The sequence below is a fragment of the Candidatus Blochmannia americanus (nom. nud.) genome (assembly GCF_059934915.1).
Window position 1 is genome coordinate 150,465 of record NZ_CP011792.1, and the last position, 20,595, is coordinate 171,059.

The 20,595-nt window shown below is 30.6% G+C and carries 15 protein-coding genes; 6 read left to right on the forward strand and 9 right to left on the reverse strand.

Features of this window, described 5'->3' with window-relative positions; all coding sequences use genetic code 11:
• Positions 1 to 12 precede the first annotated feature (12 nt).
• The 3 genes from carA (at position 13) to Bamer462_RS00640 (ending at position 5,061) form a co-directional block, all read left to right on the forward strand.
• Complete coding sequence (gene carA / locus Bamer462_RS00630; protein ID WP_500837782.1) at positions 13 to 1,158, forward strand: glutamine-hydrolyzing carbamoyl-phosphate synthase small subunit; 1,146 nt, start codon at positions 13 to 15, stop codon at positions 1,156 to 1,158.
• A gap of 15 nt (positions 1,159 to 1,173) precedes the next feature.
• Positions 1,174 to 4,431: a carbamoyl-phosphate synthase large subunit gene (gene carB / locus Bamer462_RS00635; RefSeq protein WP_500837783.1), complete on the forward strand. Its 3,258-nt coding sequence runs from the start codon at positions 1,174 to 1,176 to the stop codon at positions 4,429 to 4,431.
• A gap of 129 nt (positions 4,432 to 4,560) precedes the next feature.
• Complete coding sequence (locus tag Bamer462_RS00640) at positions 4,561 to 5,061, forward strand: dihydrofolate reductase (protein WP_500837784.1); 501 nt, start codon at positions 4,561 to 4,563, stop codon at positions 5,059 to 5,061.
• Between the two features lie 175 nt (positions 5,062 to 5,236).
• Here the strand turns inward: Bamer462_RS00640 and apaH are convergent, their stop codons facing one another.
• The 9 genes from apaH to leuA form a co-directional block, all read right to left on the reverse strand.
• Positions 5,237 to 6,058, reverse strand: a complete 822-nt coding sequence (gene apaH / locus Bamer462_RS00645) for a bis(5'-nucleosyl)-tetraphosphatase (symmetrical) ApaH (protein WP_500837785.1) — start codon at positions 6,056 to 6,058, stop codon at positions 5,237 to 5,239.
• A gap of 355 nt (positions 6,059 to 6,413) precedes the next feature.
• Positions 6,414 to 7,217, reverse strand: coding sequence for a 16S rRNA (adenine(1518)-N(6)/adenine(1519)-N(6))-dimethyltransferase RsmA (gene rsmA / locus Bamer462_RS00650; protein ID WP_500837786.1), 804 nt, complete (start codon positions 7,215 to 7,217; stop codon positions 6,414 to 6,416).
• Positions 7,198 to 8,217 carry a 4-hydroxythreonine-4-phosphate dehydrogenase PdxA gene (gene pdxA / locus Bamer462_RS00655; protein WP_500837787.1) on the reverse strand — a complete coding sequence of 340 codons (1,020 nt, stop codon included), beginning with the start codon at positions 8,215 to 8,217 and terminating at the stop codon, positions 7,198 to 7,200. The genes rsmA and pdxA overlap by 20 nt, the downstream gene beginning before the upstream one ends.
• 1 nt (position 8,218) lies before the next feature.
• Positions 8,219 to 9,502, reverse strand: coding sequence for a peptidylprolyl isomerase (locus Bamer462_RS00660; protein ID WP_500837788.1), 1,284 nt, complete (start codon positions 9,500 to 9,502; stop codon positions 8,219 to 8,221).
• A gap of 50 nt (positions 9,503 to 9,552) precedes the next feature.
• Positions 9,553 to 11,934: an LPS assembly protein LptD gene (gene lptD, locus Bamer462_RS00665; RefSeq protein WP_500837789.1), complete on the reverse strand. Its 2,382-nt coding sequence runs from the start codon at positions 11,932 to 11,934 to the stop codon at positions 9,553 to 9,555.
• 443 nt (positions 11,935 to 12,377) lie between these two features.
• On the reverse strand, positions 12,378 to 12,986 hold the full coding sequence (gene leuD, locus Bamer462_RS00670) for a 3-isopropylmalate dehydratase small subunit (protein ID WP_500837790.1): 609 nt from the start codon (positions 12,984 to 12,986) through the stop codon (positions 12,378 to 12,380).
• A gap of 18 nt (positions 12,987 to 13,004) precedes the next feature.
• Complete coding sequence (leuC, locus tag Bamer462_RS00675; protein WP_500837791.1) at positions 13,005 to 14,405, reverse strand: 3-isopropylmalate dehydratase large subunit; 1,401 nt, start codon at positions 14,403 to 14,405, stop codon at positions 13,005 to 13,007.
• A gap of 1 nt (position 14,406) precedes the next feature.
• On the reverse strand, positions 14,407 to 15,507 hold the full coding sequence (leuB, locus tag Bamer462_RS00680; RefSeq protein ID WP_500837792.1) for a 3-isopropylmalate dehydrogenase: 1,101 nt from the start codon (positions 15,505 to 15,507) through the stop codon (positions 14,407 to 14,409).
• 19 nt (positions 15,508 to 15,526) lie between these two features.
• Positions 15,527 to 17,083: a 2-isopropylmalate synthase gene (gene leuA, locus Bamer462_RS00685; RefSeq protein WP_500837793.1), complete on the reverse strand. Its 1,557-nt coding sequence runs from the start codon at positions 17,081 to 17,083 to the stop codon at positions 15,527 to 15,529.
• Between the two features lie 451 nt (positions 17,084 to 17,534).
• Between leuA and rsmH the strand changes: the two genes are divergently transcribed.
• The 3 genes from rsmH (at position 17,535) to ftsI (ending at position 20,586) form a co-directional block, all read left to right on the forward strand.
• Positions 17,535 to 18,494 carry a 16S rRNA (cytosine(1402)-N(4))-methyltransferase RsmH gene (gene rsmH, locus Bamer462_RS00690; RefSeq protein WP_500837794.1) on the forward strand — a complete coding sequence of 320 codons (960 nt, stop codon included), beginning with the start codon at positions 17,535 to 17,537 and terminating at the stop codon, positions 18,492 to 18,494.
• A gap of 2 nt (positions 18,495 to 18,496) precedes the next feature.
• Entirely contained in the window at positions 18,497 to 18,811 is a 315-nt protein-coding gene (ftsL, locus tag Bamer462_RS00695; protein ID WP_500837795.1) for a cell division protein FtsL, read from the forward strand.
• 80 nt (positions 18,812 to 18,891) lie between these two features.
• Positions 18,892 to 20,586, forward strand: a complete 1,695-nt coding sequence (gene ftsI / locus Bamer462_RS00700; RefSeq protein ID WP_500837796.1) for a peptidoglycan glycosyltransferase FtsI — start codon at positions 18,892 to 18,894, stop codon at positions 20,584 to 20,586.
• The last annotated feature ends 9 nt before the right edge of the window (positions 20,587 to 20,595 follow it).

Here is a 20,595-nt window from a genome sequence, read left to right on the forward strand (position 1 = left end):
AATAGAGGTACTTTGATGAAACCGGCGTTGTTAGTATTAGAAGATGGTAATCAATTTTATGGGCATGCAATAGGAGCAGAAGGAGAAACGGTAGGAGAAGTGGTGTTTAACACATCAATGACCGGATATCAAGAAATAATCACTGATCCTTCTTACGCATATCAGATAGTAATATTAACTTGCCCTCATATTGGCAATGTTGGTGCTAATGAATTGGATAATGAATCTTCTTGTGTACAAGTAAGAGGACTGATTATTCGTAATTTATCGGTTATTGTTAGTAATTTTCGTCATACATTGACTCTTTCAGATTATTTAGTACAGCAAAATATTGTTGGGATTGCTGGAGTAGATACTCGTAAATTAACGCGGCTAATACGAGAAAAGGGAATACTACATGGTTGTATTATTGCTCATGATATGCCTGACGCTGCATATGCATTGCGTAAAGCTCGTGAATTTCCTGGGTTACATGGACTTAATCTTGCTCATAAAGTAAGTACTGATAAACAGTATATTTGGAATCAAGGTACTTGGAATATTAAATCTGGAATATTTGTTACCCCATTAAGTTTACCTTATCGTGTTGTAGTATATGATTTTGGTATTAAACGAAACATCATGCGCATATTAGTGGATTATGGTTGTGTATTAACTGTAGTTCCGGCACATACTACAGCGCAAGAAATAATAGATATGAGACCAGATGGCATCTTTTTAGCTAATGGCCCTGGAGATCCTAATGCATATGAATATGCAATTAATTCTGTTCAAATTTTTTTAAATACAACTAAAATTCCCCTGTTTGGAATTTGTTTGGGTCATCAATTACTGGCATTAGCCAGTGGAGCAAAAACAATAAAAATGAAATTTGGTCATCATGGTTCTAATCATCCTGTTAAAGACATAGCGACGAACAAAGTTATAATTACCACGCAAAATCATAATTTTGTAGTAGATAAAAAAACTTTACCTGATACATTAAAAATAACGCATATTTCATTGTTTGATGGCACGATACAAGGTATCCATCATGTCGATAAACCTGCTTTTAGCTTTCAAGGACACCCGGAAGCTAGTCCTGGGCCTCATGATGCTACATCATCGTTGTTTAGTCATTTCATTAAATTGATTAAACATTATCGTAATCAACAATAAGTTGGGGAGTGTAATATGCCGAAAAGAACCGATATACACAGCATCTTGTTATTGGGAGCTGGACCAATTGTTATCGGTCAAGCCTGCGAATTTGATTATTCCGGAGCGCAAGCTTGTAAAGCATTACGGGAAGAAGGATATCGTATAATTTTAGTTAATTCCAACCCTGCTACAATTATGACGGATCCTGATATGGCTGATGCTACTTATATTGAAGCGGTTCAATGGGAAATAATATCTAAGATTATAGAAAAAGAACATCCAGACGCATTGTTATCCACTATGGGCGGGCAAACTGCTTTGAATTGCGCTTTAGATTTAGAGCGCCATGGAATTTTAAGACAATTTAATATCATAACAATTGGAGCGACGATAGATTCTATTTATAAGGCAGAAGATCGTCAAAAATTTCGAGAGTCTATGAAAAGAATAGGATTAGAAACAGCCCGATCTGGTATAGCGCGCGATATAGATGAATCTATGATGGTTTTGGAAAAAATAGGGTTACCTTGTATTATTCGTCCTTCTTTTACTTTGGGAGGCAGCGGAGGAGGTATTGCGTATACTACAGAGGAATTTGAAAAACTTTGTAGATATGGGTTAGATTTATCTGCTCATCATGAACTTTTAATTGATGAATCTTTAATTGGTTGGAAAGAATATGAAATGGAAGTTATACGTGATATTAAAGACAATTGTATCATTGTATGCTCTATAGAGAACGTTGATCCTATGGGGATTCATACCGGTGATTCTATTACTGTGGCGCCAGCTCAAACTTTGACTGATAAAGAATATCAAATTATGAGAAATGCTGCAATAATGGTATTACGTGAAATTGGTGTAGATACTGGCGGGGCTAATGTACAATTCGCGGTAAATCCAAATAATGGTAGACTTGTTGTTGTGGAAATGAATCCGAGAGTATCACGATCGTCAGCATTAGCTTCTAAAGCAACTGGATTTCCTATAGCAAAAATAGCTGCTAAATTAGCAGTAGGATATAGTTTAGACGAATTATCAAATGACATTATGAGTGGTTGTATTCCAGCATCTTTTGAGCCATCAATTGATTATGTAGTCACTAAAATTCCACGTTTTAATTTTGAAAAATTTCCGGAACAACATAATAAATTGACAACTCAAATGAAATCAGTGGGCGAAGTGATGGCGATTGGACGCAGTCAGCAAGAATCTTTACAAAAAGCAATACGTGGATTAGAAATAGGAGTAACGGGATTAGATCCTAAGATTAATTTAGATGACCCTAAAGCCTTTAATATTATTGTATATGAATTAAAAAATGCTAGCAGTAATCGAATATGGTATATTGCTGATGCTTTTCGTTATGGTATATCTTTGGAACAAGTTTTTCAGCTAACCAATATTGATCGTTGGTTTTTAGCTCAAATTGAAGAATTAGTACAATTAGAAAACGATATAATATCAGCAGGTATATCATGTCTTGACAGAAATCGGTTGCATTGTCTTAAAAAGAAAGGATTTTCTGACGCAAGATTGGGGCAATTAACAGGTGTATCAGAAAATAAGATTCGCACATTAAGGGCGATGTACGACATACATCCTGTATATAAACATGTAGATGCATGTGCGGCAGAATTTTCTACTGATACTTCTTATATGTATTCTACTTATGATGGTGAATGTGAATTTCAGTTGAATAAAAAAAGTGAAACTATCATGATATTAGGAGGGGGGCCTAATCGTATTGGCCAAGGCATTGAATTTGATTATTGTTGTGTGCATGCAGCAATAACTTTACGTGAAAGCGGATATGACGTAATCATGGTAAATTGTAATCCTGAGACTGTTTCCACTGATTATGATATATCAGATATTCTTTATTTTGAGCCAATTACATTAGAGGATATTTTAGAAATTACACGTATTAATAAACCAATAGGTGTGATTGTGCAATATGGAGGTCAAACTCCATTAAAATTGGCTAAAGCGATAGAAGAAGCCGGAATATTTATTATAGGTACTAGTCCTGATGCAATTGATCAAGCAGAAAATAGAGAACGGTTTCAGCGCTCAATAAAGTGTTTAGGATTGCAGCAGCCTAATAATGCTACTGTAATATCTATACGATCAGCTTTAAAAAAAGCTAAAAATATAGGGTATCCCATAGTGGTAAGGCCTTCTTATGTTTTAGGAGGGAGGGCTATGGAGATAGTATATAATGAAAAAGAATTGTTATTTTATTTTAAAAACGCTATTAAAGTATCCAATAATGCGCCAGTCTTGCTAGATCGTTTTTTAGAAAATGCGATCGAAGTAGATGTAGACGCTGTATGCGACGGAGAGCAGGTGTTTATTGGGGGAATTATGGAGCATATTGAGTATGCAGGAGTGCATTCTGGAGATTCAGCGTGTTCTTTGCCTGTTCATACATTAAGTAAATGTATTCAAGATAGGATACGTTGTCAAGTAAAAGAATTAGCGTTTAAATTTAATGTAAAAGGTTTGGTAAATATACAATTTGCGATACAAAAAGATGAGATTTATATCATTGAGATTAATCCAAGAGCATCACGTACAGTTCCTTTTGTATCTAAAGCTACTGGGATGGCTTTAGCAAAAATCGGGACTCGTGTAATGATCGGGCAATCTTTATCTAAACAAGGTATTTTAAAGGAAGTGATTCCTCCTTATTTTGCAGTGAAAGAGGTAGTATTACCGTTTAATAAATTTATTGATATGAATCCAAAATTAGGTCCAGAAATGCGATCTACAGGTGAAGTAATGGGTATTGGACGTACTTTCGAGGAAGCGTTTGCTAAAGCAACATTGGGTAGTCAGTTTTGTATAAAAAAACATGGCGATATATTATTATCATTATCTGAAAGCGATATGGATAAAGCGTTGGATTTAGTTACTAAGTTCATTCAAAACGGTTATATGTTAGATGTTACACATAAAACAGCGAAGATGTTAAAGAGTGCTGGTATTGATTCTCAAATGATTAGATCAGTGCGTGTAACTCATGCATATATTCATGAAAAGATTAAGAATGGTGAATATAGTTATATTATTGATACTACTTTGACAGAAAAAATTAATAATAATAACAATAATTATTGTAATAATCATACTACATTGTTATGTAGTATTGCATTACAACATAATATTCGTTATGTTACTACAATAAATGGAAGTTTTGCTGTAGCTATGTCATTAACTGTTGATACTACGGACCACGTGATATCAATTCAAGATATGCATTCTAAAATGATGACCGACTATAATTAGAGATATATTTATATAGTTATAATCATTTATATCTTTTTAGTTAAGTTGGTATTAAAATTAATACAATTGGGGATTTTTTATAAAACATATTTTTATTTAATTTAATGCGTGTTTAAATGTTATGTATAAATGATTATTAGCTTAATTGTTGCATTAACTACCAATCATGTAATTGGAAAAAAAAATGTTATTCCTTGGAGTTTACCTGTAGATAAACAGTGGTTTAGATATCATACCTTATATAAACCAATTATTATGGGACGTAAAACGTTTGAGTCTATAGATAATAAACCATTATTAAATAGACTGAATATTGTTTTAAGTCGTAATTTATTAAATAATTATAATGGTGTTTTTGTAGTAGATAATATAGATGATGCTTTATCTTGTATCCAAGATAAATATGAAGAAGTTATGGTAATTGGAGGAGGTGAAGTATACAAAATTTTTTTACCTTATGCACAGCGATTATATTTAACACATATTCATAATCTTGTTGATGTTGATGGAGATACTTGGTTTCCTGAGTATGATATAAAAGAATGGAAACTTATTTTTAATAGTTTTTATAAAATTAATGAAGGTTGTTTTGATTATTTAAACTTTGAAATTATTGAGCGTTGTGAATAATTATATTATAGTGAATTATAAAATATATGGTATTTTGTCATCAATATTTTAAATCAATAATTTGTGTCTTTTTTTTTGTAAGAGGGATTCATTAAAATGTGATGATAATTTATTTGTAACTTATATGATACGGGGGGTATGTGGTAATTGTTAAATTTTGTGATTTTTTAAAGGATTAAGCAGGTGGTGTGCAAGGTACATGTATAATTTTTTTATCTTCCCATCGTAATAAAGTAAGTGTTCCTCCCCAACAACAACCAGAATCCAATCCATAAATACCCGATGGAATTTGTATATCTGTTAATGATGCCCAGTGGCCAAAAATTATATTATATGTAGGATCAATTAATCTAGTTAAACAAAACCATGGATATATATTTTTTGGGGCGTATTTAGGAACTCCTTTATATTTTAAATTTAACTGACCATTTAAATAAATGTAACGCATTCTTGTAAATATATTAATGTTTTTTTGTATTTTTTTTAATTTTTTAATGTCTATGTGATTTATATTAGATATATTTTCAGGTATATCTTTTTTAAAAAGTAGAAAAGAATAGTCGCTAACTAAAATGTCTTCTATTTCTTGAGCATGTTTTTTCACATCATTAATATCCCAATTAGGACTAATACCTGCATGAGTCATTAATATTTTTTTGTTTTTATCTATATATAGTATAGGTTGATGACGTAACCAATAAATTAGTTCTTCTAGATCTGGAGCATTTAATATAGCATCAAAGTAATCTGTATTTTTTTTTCGGTTTATTCCAAAGTATATTTTTAACAGATGTAATTCGTGGTTGCCTAATACTAGACAAGCACTTTTTTTAAATGTACGGATTAGACGCAATACTTCTAATGAATTTGGCCCTCTAGCTATTAAATCTCCGGTGAAATGTAGGGTATCAAAGTCAGGATTAAAGCATACGCGATCTAATATAGTTCTTAAGTTTTTGTAGCATCCATGGACATCTCCAATGAAATAAGTAGACATTTTTATTATAGATTTTATTTCCAGAAAAATTGATTAATCACATATCAAAATATTTTTATTTTTTTATCTTAAAAAAATTTTCTCTTTTTGAGAAGCATATTTTCATAAATATAATTATATTTATGAAAATATGCTCTTTTAATTTAAGGGTTGTCAATTATAACGTTTGCTGTTTTATTTTAAATGTTTTTGTTTTAATTTAAAAGTTTTAATCTCCCTCATTTGATATGTAATTATTGATATGTTTGCAAAATATATAAAGAATTAAAACATATAATTAATACATGCGAATGATAGCATTGAATCAATTGAAATACAATTATAAAGAGTATAATTAAAATATTGCATAGTAAGTCTATTTATTTTTTAATATGTTCGTTAGCATACAGTATTGATCAATAGTAATATTTTCTGCTCGTAGTTTTGGATTGATTCCTTGTTGTGTGATTTCTGTTTCTTTAAAAAATGTAGATAGGCTATTTCGAATGGTTTTTCGTCTTTGGCTAAAGGCCAATTTTGTAAGTGAAGATAGTTGTTTTATATTAATTATTGGATAAGGAGTAAGTGTGTGAGGGAGTAAACGTATTACTACAGATTTTACTTTTGGAATAGGAATAAAAGCAGTAGCTGGTATTGACAATAATGGAATAACTTTATAATGATATTGCGTTATTATACTTAATCTTCCGTATTCCTTATTATTAGGCATTGCGCAGAGTCGCCTGGCTACTTCTTGCTGAAACATAAAATGCATATCATAAATTACATTAGTGTATTTAAACAAATATATGATTAATTCTGTGGCTATATTATAAGGTAAATTTCCGACTAATCGTAGTTTTTGGCCAACTTGGTGTGATAAATCAAAAAAATTTATCGTTAAGATATCTTGACAAAAAATATTAATTTTTTTATTAAACATTTGTATTAGTCGCATGGCCAAATCGAAATCACGTTCTATTAGTATTAGTGAATCGAGATCTACAGTATTTAAAATTTGTTTGGTTAACGCACCTAAACCGGGTCCAATTTCTATTATTTTTTGATTTTTTTTAAGATTAATAGTTTTAATAATAGTATTAATAGTATTTTGGTCGTTGAGAAATACTTGGCTCCATTTTTTTTTTATAAGATGATTTTTATAGTATGTTTTTTTCATGAAGATTATTTATCATGTTAATTGCAACTGTAATAGCCATGATCATACTATTAGGCAAAGCTGTTCCCTTACCAGATAAATCAAGAGCGGTACCATGGTCTACAGAAGTTCTAATAAAAGGCAATCCAAAGGTAACATTGACTGACTGTCCAAATCCAGAATATTTTAATACAGGTAATCCTTGATCATGATACATAGCTAGTATTACATCTGCATCTTGAAGATATTTTGATTGAAATATTGTATCAGCTGATAACGGTCCAATTAGTTTACAATTAATTTTTTCTTTTAAAATATTTAAAGTAGGTATAATAATATTAATTTCTTCTTGTCCTATATAACCGGATTCTCCAGTATGTGGATTTAACCCACATACATAAATTTTAGGATATGGAATGCCAAAGTATTTTTTTAATCCTTTTACGAGAACGGAAATAGTATCGCAAAGAGACTGTTGAGTAATCATTTTTGGAACAGATAATATAGGGATATGAGTAGTGACTAAAGCAACACGTAATTTTTTGTTACTCAACATCATTACAGTTTTTTTGCATTTGTTGAGTTGGGATAAAAATTCAGTGTGCCCACAGAATGAAATGTTGCCTTTATTAAGAATAGCTTTATGTATAGGACCAGTCACTAAAGCTGCAAATTCCCCGTTTAAACATCCTTGCGATGCCCGAGTTAAAGTATTGATAACATAATCGTTATTAGTAACATCTAATTGACCGGGGACAGATTTTTTTGGAAGTGATATTTTTAATATGGATAATTCTCCAGGTACACAAGGAGACGATATTTTTTTTTCATGATAGGAACGTAATTTTAGAGGCAGATTGATTTTATTTGCTCTATCGAGCAGTAAATCAGGATCAGCGCAGACAACTAATTCTACAGGCCACTTTTTCTGAGCACTCATTATGACTATATCAGGCCCTATTCCAGCTGGTTCTCCTATAGTAATGATAATTCGTCGGAATTTTGTGTTTTTTTTAATCATTTTATTGAATGATTTTAATGTAAGCCGTTGATCGCAATTCTTGAATCCAATTTTTCATAATTTCATCAAATTTTTTGTTTAATAAGTATAAGTAAACACGTTCTTGTATCATTTCATTGTAATCTAACATAGATATATCTATCAATTGTATTAAACTCCATCCATAAGAGGTATATACTGGTATACTAATCTCATTTCTCTTTAAGTACATCAAAATTTTTCGAATTGATGATTCAAAATCGTCTAAATCCTTATATACTATATCTTCTTCATAATAATTTAAACATGTATCTTGTGATTTTTCTTTAATAATCATACTAAACGTGGTATTACTTTTTTCAATTCTTTCTTTAATTTGTAACAGTTGTTTTATTACGTTTATATTTTCACACGAATTTTTTATACTAAATATTTTTGCTTTAACTTTAGTTACAGGTAATATAATTTGTTTATAACGTATATCTTGTACCTCTATAATATATATCCCATCATAAGATAAAATTGGACCGATAATATCACCTTTGTTTGCTTTTTCTAAATGTTTATCAAAAATAATTGGTATGTCTTTCCATCCAATCCATTCTGTTTCTTGTGTTTTAATTATTTGAATAATATTTTTATATGCATGTGTGTGCATTAGTTCTTTAATATTGTTATTAAATTCTTTTTTTTTAATTAATAATTTTGCAAAATATTCTATTTTATTTATTTGGGTTTTTGTTGGTTGTATTGGTAATGTGAATATAATATGCTTTAACTTAAATTGTTTATTAAAATCAATAATATTTGATTTATTAGCAATTTTTTTTATTTCAGTTGTCAATATATTAGCACGATGATAAACGATATGATCACATATGTGCTTTTTAAGCATGTTTTGGTATTGTTGCCAATAATATTTTTCATAACTTAAACCAATATTATATAAGTGCATACGAAACTGATCTAATGTCATATCATGTAGATTTAAAATACAATTAATCATCTGATTAATTTGGTCGTAGTTGATGGTGATATTTTGTTGCGTAGCGAATTGAAAAATAAGGTTGTCTGTGATTAATTGATCTAATATTATTGGATAATGTACAATGTTCTGTAATGTTGCGTCATTGTTATCAGAATTAGAAATGGTATCTTGAATCATATAAATATTATTTCTGACGTCGCTATCTAATATAATATGGTGATTCGTTAATGCTACAATTTTATCTACCTTTTCTAAGGCTCCAAGAACAATATTTGTTTTTAATGCAAATATAAGAATTAGTGTGTTCCAAAATTTCATATAATTGATAATGTTGTAATTGTGAATTTAACCTGATGTAGTACACGAGGTTAAAATATATGTTGATATGGTAATATACCTATATTCATCATTTGATATGGGTTTGATTTAAAATCTGCTGTGGAACTATATATTTTAATATCTAATCGTATTTTGTTGTCATACATATTATGATGTAGCTGTTTATGCCAATCGATCACTTTTCGTTCGCAAGATGCATTTATTCTCCAACATGGAGTATAGTACTGTATCCCAATTGTTTGATCAATGAGTTGATGAGTTTTTATATTGTGGTAATGCGAACAACTTACTCTCCAATTATCAAATAAAGGGTAGCAAGCAAGAATACCCAATTGAGCAATTGTATTATGGTAAATTGATTCATTGATTTGTGGTAGTATTTTTTCGAGATATTGTTTGTTAGTGTATCGATAATGTGTTTGTAAAATTTGGTTGTTTTTTCCTATATATTCTAATATTACAGTTCCAAAAGATAGTGTGTGGTGTTGCATATCATATTGTATTTCGGTGTTCATGTTACAATATCTGTTAATATTACAACGACTTATTCCTGAAAACAGGAGGAAATTGTAGTTTTTTTCGTGTATGTATTTAGTTGTGTTTATGTTATGTTTGGAATTAGGTTGGCTTAAGTTAAAAATATGACCTATGGATGTGTAAAATAATTCGTGTTTTTTCTTAAAGTATCGTATAGCTATATTTCCGGTAATTTGATTAACGGGCATGATACGATCCAATCCACTGTATATGGTGTCATGAAATAAATTTTTATGATCTATATGAATCAAATCGGTATCGTACATACCGATGTTTTCCTGAAAATAATATGGTACATATAAATATTGTAGTTTTGGTTCTAAGAAATGTTTATATTTTTTTGAAGTATATGTGTTTTCTTTCAAAATCATTTTTCCGTTGATTTTAAATTGCGGAATAATACGATTAACTATATCATCTAAATGATAATTCGTGTGTTGTGTTTTGTTGTAGTGGTTTATATTTTTTTGTCGATAATGTGTTATTCTTAATTTTGCTTCAGTATTAAAATTAATCCAATGATTGTTTATTGAGATATTTAAAGTTGGTTCTGTGTGTATTCTAATTGTTTTTGGATAATCATAATTTATAGGAATAAATTGGGTGAGTTGACTAAATAATTTTAAGTTAAATGATTTGTGTTTGATGTCATAGTAATATGAATTTAATTCTAATTGAGGTGCTGCACTATAACTACCAAGATGTTGTATCATTGTGTTTTTGGTATTTGCAATGCCAAAATAAGCTACACTGGCGTTCCAATTTTTATCACTGTAATTGCATAAAATTTTTTGGTTTAAATAATCATTATTAGAGTGTGTATGGGTTGGTATACTGGCGTTTTCAACATAATCGTTAGAACCTGTATTTAAGAGATAATTAGAATTGAAATGCCATTTTTTATGTATGATACCATTGTGTTTCCAATATATCTGCCAATATCTGTTATAGCAATTATTGGACATTTTTTTATTGTATATTTTATTGTTTTCTATAAAATCTAAGATCAACAATCCAGTACCTGGATTAATTGTATAATGTATTTCAGTTTCTAATTTTGTTCCTAGATTGGATGCGTAACATGGAGAGATGCTACCTGAGTAATGTTTTGATAAATTAATGGGACAGGGTATTTTAAATTTTAATCCATGTTTACTACTGTATTTAATACTAGGTATATAGTGCCTCAAGATATTGTTTTGATGCAGAGATAATGATAAATAGGGGCTATAAAATATTGGTATTTTTTTTATTTTTAGGCAAGCGTTCCAGATATCAATATTATGTTTATGGTGATCATAAATCATTTCTGATCCTGTTATAATCCAATGATTTTCATTTGAAACACAAGTAGTACATTCTCCTTGTTTAATAATAGTATAACGATTTTTTTCTCGTTGCATTATGGAACGAGCTGTTCCGTGAATATGTGGTTCTAATACATAATATGTGCCTTTATGAATATCTATATTTTTATTATAAAGATTAATCCAAGCGTGAGTTCCGGTTAACACAATATAGTTGTTATTATAGTTAATATGACCACAGGCATATAATGTATTATATAAGAGCTCATTTTGTTTATTATGTGATATTATTAATTTGTCAGATGTTAAAATATTGTTATTATGTTTCATATTGACGTGTCCAGAAAACTGAATTTTTTTAGGATAATAAATTTCTAGTTCGTCAGATTGCACGTAGATAGGGTGATCAGTAGAAAAAAGATTGTCGGTTATAGAAATTGAAATTGGTGCGTAATTAGATGCATAAGCTGAAAGATAAAATTGAGTATAGAATATCAACAAAATCGAATTAATAATGGTGTTTTGATAAAAAAACCTAATATTATGGTTTGAACGATTTTGATGCATATTTTGTCAAAGAATGACGAATTATTTATGATTGAATTAATAAATAGTATATGACGTATATAAAAACATTAAAATTTAAAAATATATAACATATATCTGCGCATCTGCATGTTCAGTTGTTTTAATTTTGTTACGGTATACAGATGTTGTTTGTATTTGTATATGAGAAAGATACAGATATTTATCTGTTATGACAACATTAAATATCATTGGTTTATGAATTTTTATTTATATATATAAATAAAAATTTTAATGTTTATATTTATTTTTTTATATTGTTCTAATTTAAATGATTAATATAAAGGTACATAACATTTGATGTAGTTTTTACTACATATTTTTATTATTGCAATCTATATGCAATGATTTTTAGCGTTTATTGTTATTACAATTTTTATAAAGGTAATACTAATATGTTTATATTTTTGTTGTTTTGTTTGTATTTATTTTAAATATGGCAGCTGATTGTCTTCGTATTTTTTAATAGCATAATCATGCTGTAAAGTTAAGTTAATATTATCAAGATCGTTAAGCATGCAACGTTTATAAAAGTCATTTATTTTAAAGAAATATTTTTTTTTATTATGTGTATAAATAATTTGTTCGTATAAATTTACAGTAAATGATATGCTTTTGTTTTCTGTTGAAATTTCTTTAAATAAATCATTTACTTGTAGTTCTGATATGGTAATAAGTAATAATCGATTATTAAAGCTGTTTTTATGGAAAATATCTGCAAAACTTGGAGCTATGATAACTCTGAATCCATAATCCATGAGCGCCCATACTGCATGTTCACGAGATGAACCACATCCAAAATTTCTTTGGCTTAATAAGATACTAGCTTTTTTATACTGTGGTTTGTTTAATATAAAATTTGGATTTAAAATTTTAGTTGTATTTTCAAGAAAACGCCAATTAAAAAATAAGTATAACCCAAAATCAGCGCGAGTGATAGCTTTTAAAAATTGTTTTGGGATTATATTATCTGTGTCGACATCGGCAATATCAAGTGGTAGAACTACACCGGTATGCTGAATAAATCGAGTCATATGCATGTATCCTTTATATTATTTTAATTTTCGGATATCGATAAAGTGCCCGGCAATGGCGGCCGCCGCCGCCATTGCCGGGCTTACTAAATGAGTCCGACTCCCACGACCTTGGCGACCTTCAAAATTCCGATTGCTAGTAGAAGCACAACGTTCGCCGGTATTGAGTCGATCATTGTTCATAGCTAAACACATAGAGCATCCAGGTAAACGCCACTCAAATCCTGCTTGTATAAATATTTTATCTAATCCTTCTAATTCTGCTTGATTTTTTACTAATTTAGATCCAGGCACCACAATTGCTTGTGTATTATTGGAGATATGATGCCCCTTAATTACTGTTGCCGCTATGCGTAAATCTTCAATGCGCGAGTTAGTACATGAGCCTATGAATACTTTATCAACAGAAATATCTGTTAAATAAGTATTTGATTGAAGTTGCATATATATTAAAGCCCGTTTAGCAGAAATACGTTCCACGGGATCTATAAAGGATTCTGGAAACGGGATCGGTTGATCAATAGAGATTACTTGGCTAGGATTGGTTCCCCAAGTTACTTGTGGTTTAACGTTAGATATATCGAAATCAAATATTTTATCAAAGTGAGCATCGTGGTCGGAATATAAAGTTTTCCAATATAATAATGCTTGATTCCAATTGTTTCCAGTTGGAGAAAATTTACGATTTTTTAAATAATCATAAGTAGTTTTATCTGGTGCTATTAAAGCAGAAGTTGCTCCCATTTCAATAGCCATATTACACAGGGTCATGCGTTCTTCCATACTCAAACGAGTTATAACAGTCCCACAAAATTCTACTACATAACCAGAGGCTCCTCCATGTCCAATTTTTCCAATAATTGCTAGGATTATATCTTTAGCTGTAATTTGAGGAGCGATAACACCTGAAAGGTTAACTTTCATTGATTTATATCGAATTTGTTTTAAAGTTTGTGTTGCTAATACATGTTCTATCTCCGATGTCCCTATTCCAAAAGCTAAAGCGCCAAAAGCCCCATGGGTAGCGGTATGAGAATCTCCGCACACGATAGTCATACCTGGCAGTGTAATGCCTTGTTCTGGAGCTAAAACATGTACTATTCCTTGATAAGGATGATTTAAATCGAACAATGTAATTCCAAAATCTTTACAATTTTTAGTCAATTTATTTAATTGTAATTTAGCCATGTTTCCAGAAGCATTGATATTTTGTGTGGTAGTCGAGACATTATGGTCCATGGTGGCAAATGTTTTATTTGGTTGTCTAACTATACGTTTTTTTAAACGTAGTGCTTCAAAAGCTTGAGGTGACGTAACTTCGTGCAGTAGATGTCGATCAATATATAATATTGGAACATCATTTTTATCTTCGTAAACGATATGTATATCGTATAATTTTTGGTATAAGGATTTTCCCATATCATTTTTCTCTTGTGTTTTGAATGAATGACGCTATAATATTGCCCATTTCATTAGTGCCTATGCTTTTTTCGTGTTTTTTTGCTATATCAATTGTTCGATATCCTAAATTTAATGTTTGAGATACTGCTTTTTCAATTGCAATAGCAATATGATTCAATTTTAAACTATATCTAAATAATAACGCAGTAGAGAGGATATGTGCTATGGGATTGGCAATATTTTTTCCTGCAATATCCGGAGCTGATCCCCCGGCGGGTTCATATAGACCAAAGTTATGTGCATTAATACTAGCAGAAGGTAGTGTTCCAATTGATCCGCTTATCATAGCGCATTCATCAGATAAAATATCTCCAAATAGATTTGAACATAGAATAATATCAAATTTAGACGGATTTTTGATTAATTGCATACTAGCATTATCCACATATAAGTGTTCTAATTCAACGTCCGGATACTTTTTTGAAAGTTGTGATACTACTTCTCTCCATAACATAGAAGTATGCAGTACATTAGCTTTATCTATAGAAGATACAAGTTTACGTCTTTTTTGAGCTAATTTAAAAGCAATGTGAGCAATCCGTTCTATTTCAAAGCGATAATAAATTGCAGTATCGAAAGCATATTCATTTAAACCTAAACCGGAACGTCCTTGTGGTTCACCAAAATAAATGCCTCCGGTTAATTCTCGAACGAATATAATATCGATTCCATTTGGAATGATTTTTGTATTTAAAGGAGAAAGTGTTTTTAATGTTTTGGAAAGATGTATAGGTCTTAAGTTAGCAAATAAATTAAAGTGTTTTCGTAACGCTAATAATGCGCCTTGTTCTGGTCTTTTGGATCCTTTTAAGTGGATCCACTGTGGTCCTCCTACTGCTCCAAGCAATATAGCATCTGATTGTTCACAGTATTTTAAAGTATTATTAGGTAAAGGAGTGCCTTCATTATTAATCGCATCTCCTCCTATTTTATGCTCTGTAGTAACAATATCGATTTGGAATTGTTTTCTTATCACATTTAAAATTTTATAAACTTGTCTTGTAGTTTCCGGTCCAATGCCATCGCCCGGTAATACTGCAATATGATAATTATTGTGCATAAATATTTATGTTTCCAAATTATTGATTATTATCCTTTTGTATATATAATCGCTGGATTATCACTTGTTTTGCGCGCCAAATATTATTTAAAACATGAATCATAGCTTTTACTGAAGATTCTATGACATCTGTATCTAATCCAACTCCATGAAAATTGCGTCCCTCATATGATACGACAATATCCACTTGTCCTAATGCATTACGACCATGTCCTTTTGCATTAAGTTGATATTTTTCTAAATTTATGGATAACTTAGTGATGTAAGTTAATGCTTCATAAATTGCATCTATTGGCCCATTACCAGTTGTTGAATAAGTACATGTGTTTTTGCCGCAATATAATTTTACTGAAGCATTGGCAATTCCAGAAGAACTAGAATGTACATGAAAACATTTTAATCTGAAGAAATCTGATTGTTCTTGCTGATTATTAATAAACGCTAATGCTTCTAGATCGTAATCAAATACTTGTCCTTTTTTATCTGCTAATTCTAAAAAAACGTCATATAATTTATCCATGTCGTAATCACTTTCTTGATAACCCATTTCTTTCATATGATGTTTTACTGCTGCTCTTCCAGATCGGGATGTAAGATTTAATTTAACATCTTTTAAACCAATGCTTTCTGGTGTCATAATTTCATAGTTGTTTCGATTCTTTAATACGCCATCTTGGTGAATACCTGAGGAATGAGAGAAAGCATTTGCTCCAATTATTGCTTTATTCGCTGGAATAGGCATATTACACAATTGACTTACTACTTGACTAGTTCTATAAATTTCTCGACAACGGACATTAGTGTATACATTCAGCAGATCTTCCCTTACTTTAATAGCCATAATTATTTCTTCTAACGCGGTATTTCCTGCTCGTTCACCAATACCATTGATAGTGCCTTCAATTTGACGAGCTCCCGCTTGTATAGCTGAAATAGAGTTACCAACTGCCATTCCTAAATCATCATGACAATGAACAGAAATGATAGCTTTATCAATAGTAGGAACACGATTATATAAGGCAGTAATAATTTCACCGAATTGATATGGGGTTGTGTAACCCACTGTATCGGGAATATTAATCGTACTTGCTCCAGATTGAATAGCAATTTCAACAATACGACATAAGTTATCTATATTGGTGCGTCCAGCGTCTTCACAAGAAAATTCTATATCATCAGTGTATTTTCTTGCATAACGTATTGCATGAACGGTCATTTCTATAATTTGATCAAAGTTTTTTTTCAATTTAGATTGAATATGTATAGCGGAAGTAGGTAAGAATATATGAATACGAAAGTTTTTTGCAATTTTTAATGCTTTTACTGCAGCGTCAATATCTTTCTCAATACATCTGGCCAAGGCGCATACTAGACTATCTTTTATTTGTTGAGCTATCGTATGCACTGATTCAAAATCTCCTGGAGAGGATATTGGAAAACCAACTTCCATAACATCAACTCCCAATCGTTCTAAAGCAAAAGCAATTTGTAATTTTTCTTTTACGTTTAAACTTGTTTGAAGAGCTTGTTCGCCGTCTCTTAAGGTTGTGTCAAAAATAATGATTCGTTGACTCATAGATTATCCATGTCTCATGAATGTTAAGAACAGATATTTATATAGTATTTTATTAATGGGATATTAGTTGATACCCAATAATATTAGAGATAAATGATAATTTATTACATTAAATTTATTCTAAGTCTATTAAATATCATTTGTCAACTATTAATATTATCAGAAGTAAGATATGCAGTAAAAGTATCATAATATCTTTTAGGATCAATATTTGTGTTATCATTATTAATAATGATAACATGCTGTATGAGTGTTTTAAATTATAAAGATATCAATCTTTAATGTTTTAAATGTAGAATATAAAAGAATATACTTAATTTTAATATTTCTATGAAGGCCTAGTATAATGAAATATAGAATGTTATATATCTAATAGTTTTTTATTATTAAGTGTTTTAGTTGTGTCGCATACCTATGTGCGGTTCATCTGTATTTTTTAATTACTGTGTACATGTTTTATATTAACTACAATCATGAAAGCGTATTGCTATATGAAGCGATACAGGCATTAAATATTAATGCAACGGGAATATATATTGATGGCACATTTGGTTTGGGGGGTCATTCTAAGTTGATTTTATCCAAATTAAATAAACAAGGTCGTTTATTAGCAATGGATAGAGATTTATCAGCTGTAAAAATTGGAAGGTTTATTGCTGAACAAGATAATAGATTTACAATGATACATAGTTCGTTTTCTCAAATAAATGCACATATTGAAAATATGGGGATGATCGGATTAGTAAATGGTATTTTATTAGACTTAGGTATGAGCGCATTGCAATTAAATGATATTAACAGAGGATTTTCGTTTATGCGAGATGGTCTATTGGATATGCGTATGGATATTAGCAGCGGACAATCTGCTGCTGCATGGTTGTTAAAAGCATCTCAAGAAAATATTGCTTGGGTTTTGAGGACTTTTGGAGAAGAACGATTTTCTAAACATATCGCTAAAGCTATAGTAGCTGAAAGGCAGTGTAAACCTATTATGCGTTCAATTGCGTTATCTCAATTGATCTGTAATACCGTACCATATCATCATAGTATGCGTAAGCATCCTGCGACTAGAAGTTTTCTAGCAATTAGAATGCACATTAATAATGAATTAAAAGAAATAGAGAAAGTATTAAAAGATGCATTGGTCATGTTATCTCCCCGAGGTAGATTGGTAGTAATTAGTTTTAATTCTTTAGAGGATCGTTTAGTAAAATACTTCATTCGTGAGCATAGTCGCTTTTTGTCTATACCTCCTAAGTTTCCATTAACAGACCATCAAATATTTGAGAAATATAAAAATAAGTGTCAGCTAAAAAATGTGGGAAAATTGATGCCTTCAAAACAAGAAATTAAAAGAAATTCGCGTGCTCGTAGCGCGATATTACGTTGTGCTGAAAAATTAATTCTTTAAACATGATAAAAAATAAACAATATAGCCTTATTAGTATTATTTATAATGATTTGTGTATTTATGGTAAGTTTCAATTGATTTTATTATTGTTGGTCTTAACGTCAGCAATATTGATTATTGTAGTAACACATCACACTAGATCTATGATTATGGATCGAGAAGATCTTATATTAAAAAAAAATGCTTTGGATACTGAATGGAGAAGTTTAATTCTTGAAGAAAAAATATTATCTCACCATAATCGTATTGAACGTATTGCTATAGATAAGTTACAAATGTGTTATGTGGAGTTAACTCAGGATAGTGCGTTGCATTGATTTATATTTTTATGTATCGTATATATAAAAATATAAATCAATGTTTATACTTAGTCATATGATGACATAATATATGTTATATGATGTTTAAACCTTATAATTTTCAAATAATTTTATATAGAAAACGTTTTAATTTATTATATTATTGTATTTTCTTTATATTAATTATTTTGCTATTAAGATTAACTTATCTGCAAATTATTTATTCTGATCAATTAATTGATGAAGGTAACATGCGTTCGTTGCGTGTACAAAGCACCCCGCCTACTCGTGGCATCATTACCGATAGGATGGGTAGGTTGTTAGCAATTAGTATACCAACTGATTCTGTTTGGGTTGATCCTCAGGAAATTAATAAGAAAGGGGGTATTGCTGCTGATATACAGCGTTGGGAGAAGTTATCTGAAATATTGTCTATATCATCAGATAAATTATCATCTCTTATTAATAATGAGACCACAGGGCATTTTGTGTATTTAGCACGCCAGATTGATCCTTCTCTTGCTAAATACATCAGTCAACTTAAATTGCCGGGAGTACATTTTAAGCAAGAATTAAAAAGATACTACCCCGCTGGATATACAACTGCCCATTTGGTGGGAGTAACAGATATAGATAGCCAAGGTATTGAAGGTATCGAAAAAAGTTTTGATGCTTGGTTGACTGGCCAAGCTGAAACAAGGGCGATACGAAAAGATAGATTTGGTCGAATAGTTGAAGAAATTACTTTGGATAACGGTCAAGCTGCTCAAAACATTATTCTCAGCATCGACGAACGCCTGCAATACTTAGCATATCACGAGTTAAATAATGCTATACATATAAATAATGCAGAATCTGGCAGCATAGTATTGATAGATATTAATACTGGAGAAATTTTAGCTATGACGAATAGTCCATCATATAATCCAAACAATTTTTTATCTATTATTAATAAATCTGTGATGCGTAATCGTGCTATTACTGATGCATTTGAACCAGGTTCAACAGTAAAACCTATTGTGATTATGGCTGCGTTAAAACACAAGATCATTACAACCGATACTGTTATCAATACATCACCCTATATAATCAATGGACATAAAATTAAGGATGTACTATATCGTAGTAAATTGACTATTAGAGAGATATTACAAAAATCTAGTAATGTTGGTGTTTCTAAATTAGCACTAGCTATGCCTGCAGCAGTTTTAGTGAATGCGTATTTGAATTTTGGAATGGGTACCGCAACAAATATAGGTTTAATAGGAGAAAGTAGAGGGGTATACCCATATAATAGATGTTGGTCAGATATGGAGCGTGCTGCTTTTTCTTATGGATATGGTTTAATGATTACTCCGTTACAATTAGCTAAAGTTTATGCTACTATTGGCGGAATAGGAATGTCTAAGCCGCTTTCTATTACACGGGTTGATTCTCCCTCGATATTAGGAAATCAAGTATTTCCAAGATCTGTAGTGCGCACTGTTTTAGATATGATGGAAAATGTGTCATTGCCAAATGGTGGTTCTCAAGCATCGATTAAAGGATATCGGGTTGCAGTAAAAACTGGTACTGTTAAGAAGGTTGGGTCACATGGAAAATATATAAATAAGTATATTGCTTGTACTGCTGGAGTAGCCCCAGCGAGCAATCCCCGATTTGCTTTAGCGGTAGTAATAAATGATCCTAAAAATGGTCATTATTATGGCAGTATGGTATCAACACCGGTGTTCAGAGCAGTTATGGGTAATACATTAAAAATAATGAATGTGACGCCAGATTTTTTACAGTAATTTTAAAAG

Bases quoted from the DNA above. Each gene is read 5' to 3' on its own strand.
- carB (WP_500837783.1), top strand. From the start codon at position 1,174: ATGCCGAAAAGAACCGATATACACAGCATCTTGTTATTGGGAGCTGGA.
- Bamer462_RS00640 (WP_500837784.1), top strand. From the start codon at position 4,561: ATGATTATTAGCTTAATTGTTGCATTAACTACCAATCATGTAATTGGA.
- apaH (WP_500837785.1), bottom strand. From the start codon at position 6,058: ATGTCTACTTATTTCATTGGAGATGTCCATGGATGCTACAAAAACTTA.
- rsmA (WP_500837786.1), bottom strand. From the start codon at position 7,217: ATGAAAAAAACATACTATAAAAATCATCTTATAAAAAAAAAATGGAGC.
- pdxA (WP_500837787.1), bottom strand. From the start codon at position 8,217: ATGATTAAAAAAAACACAAAATTCCGACGAATTATCATTACTATAGGA.
- Bamer462_RS00660 (WP_500837788.1), bottom strand. From the start codon at position 9,502: ATGAAATTTTGGAACACACTAATTCTTATATTTGCATTAAAAACAAAT.
- lptD (WP_500837789.1), bottom strand. From the start codon at position 11,934: ATGCATCAAAATCGTTCAAACCATAATATTAGGTTTTTTTATCAAAAC.
- leuD (WP_500837790.1), bottom strand. From the start codon at position 12,986: ATGACTCGATTTATTCAGCATACCGGTGTAGTTCTACCACTTGATATT.
- leuC (WP_500837791.1), bottom strand. From the start codon at position 14,405: ATGGGAAAATCCTTATACCAAAAATTATACGATATACATATCGTTTAC.
- leuB (WP_500837792.1), bottom strand. From the start codon at position 15,507: ATGCACAATAATTATCATATTGCAGTATTACCGGGCGATGGCATTGGA.
- leuA (WP_500837793.1), bottom strand. From the start codon at position 17,083: ATGAGTCAACGAATCATTATTTTTGACACAACCTTAAGAGACGGCGAA.
- rsmH (WP_500837794.1), top strand. From the start codon at position 17,535: ATGTTTTATATTAACTACAATCATGAAAGCGTATTGCTATATGAAGCG.
- ftsL (WP_500837795.1), top strand. From the start codon at position 18,497: ATGATAAAAAATAAACAATATAGCCTTATTAGTATTATTTATAATGAT.
- ftsI (WP_500837796.1), top strand. From the start codon at position 18,892: ATGATGTTTAAACCTTATAATTTTCAAATAATTTTATATAGAAAACGT.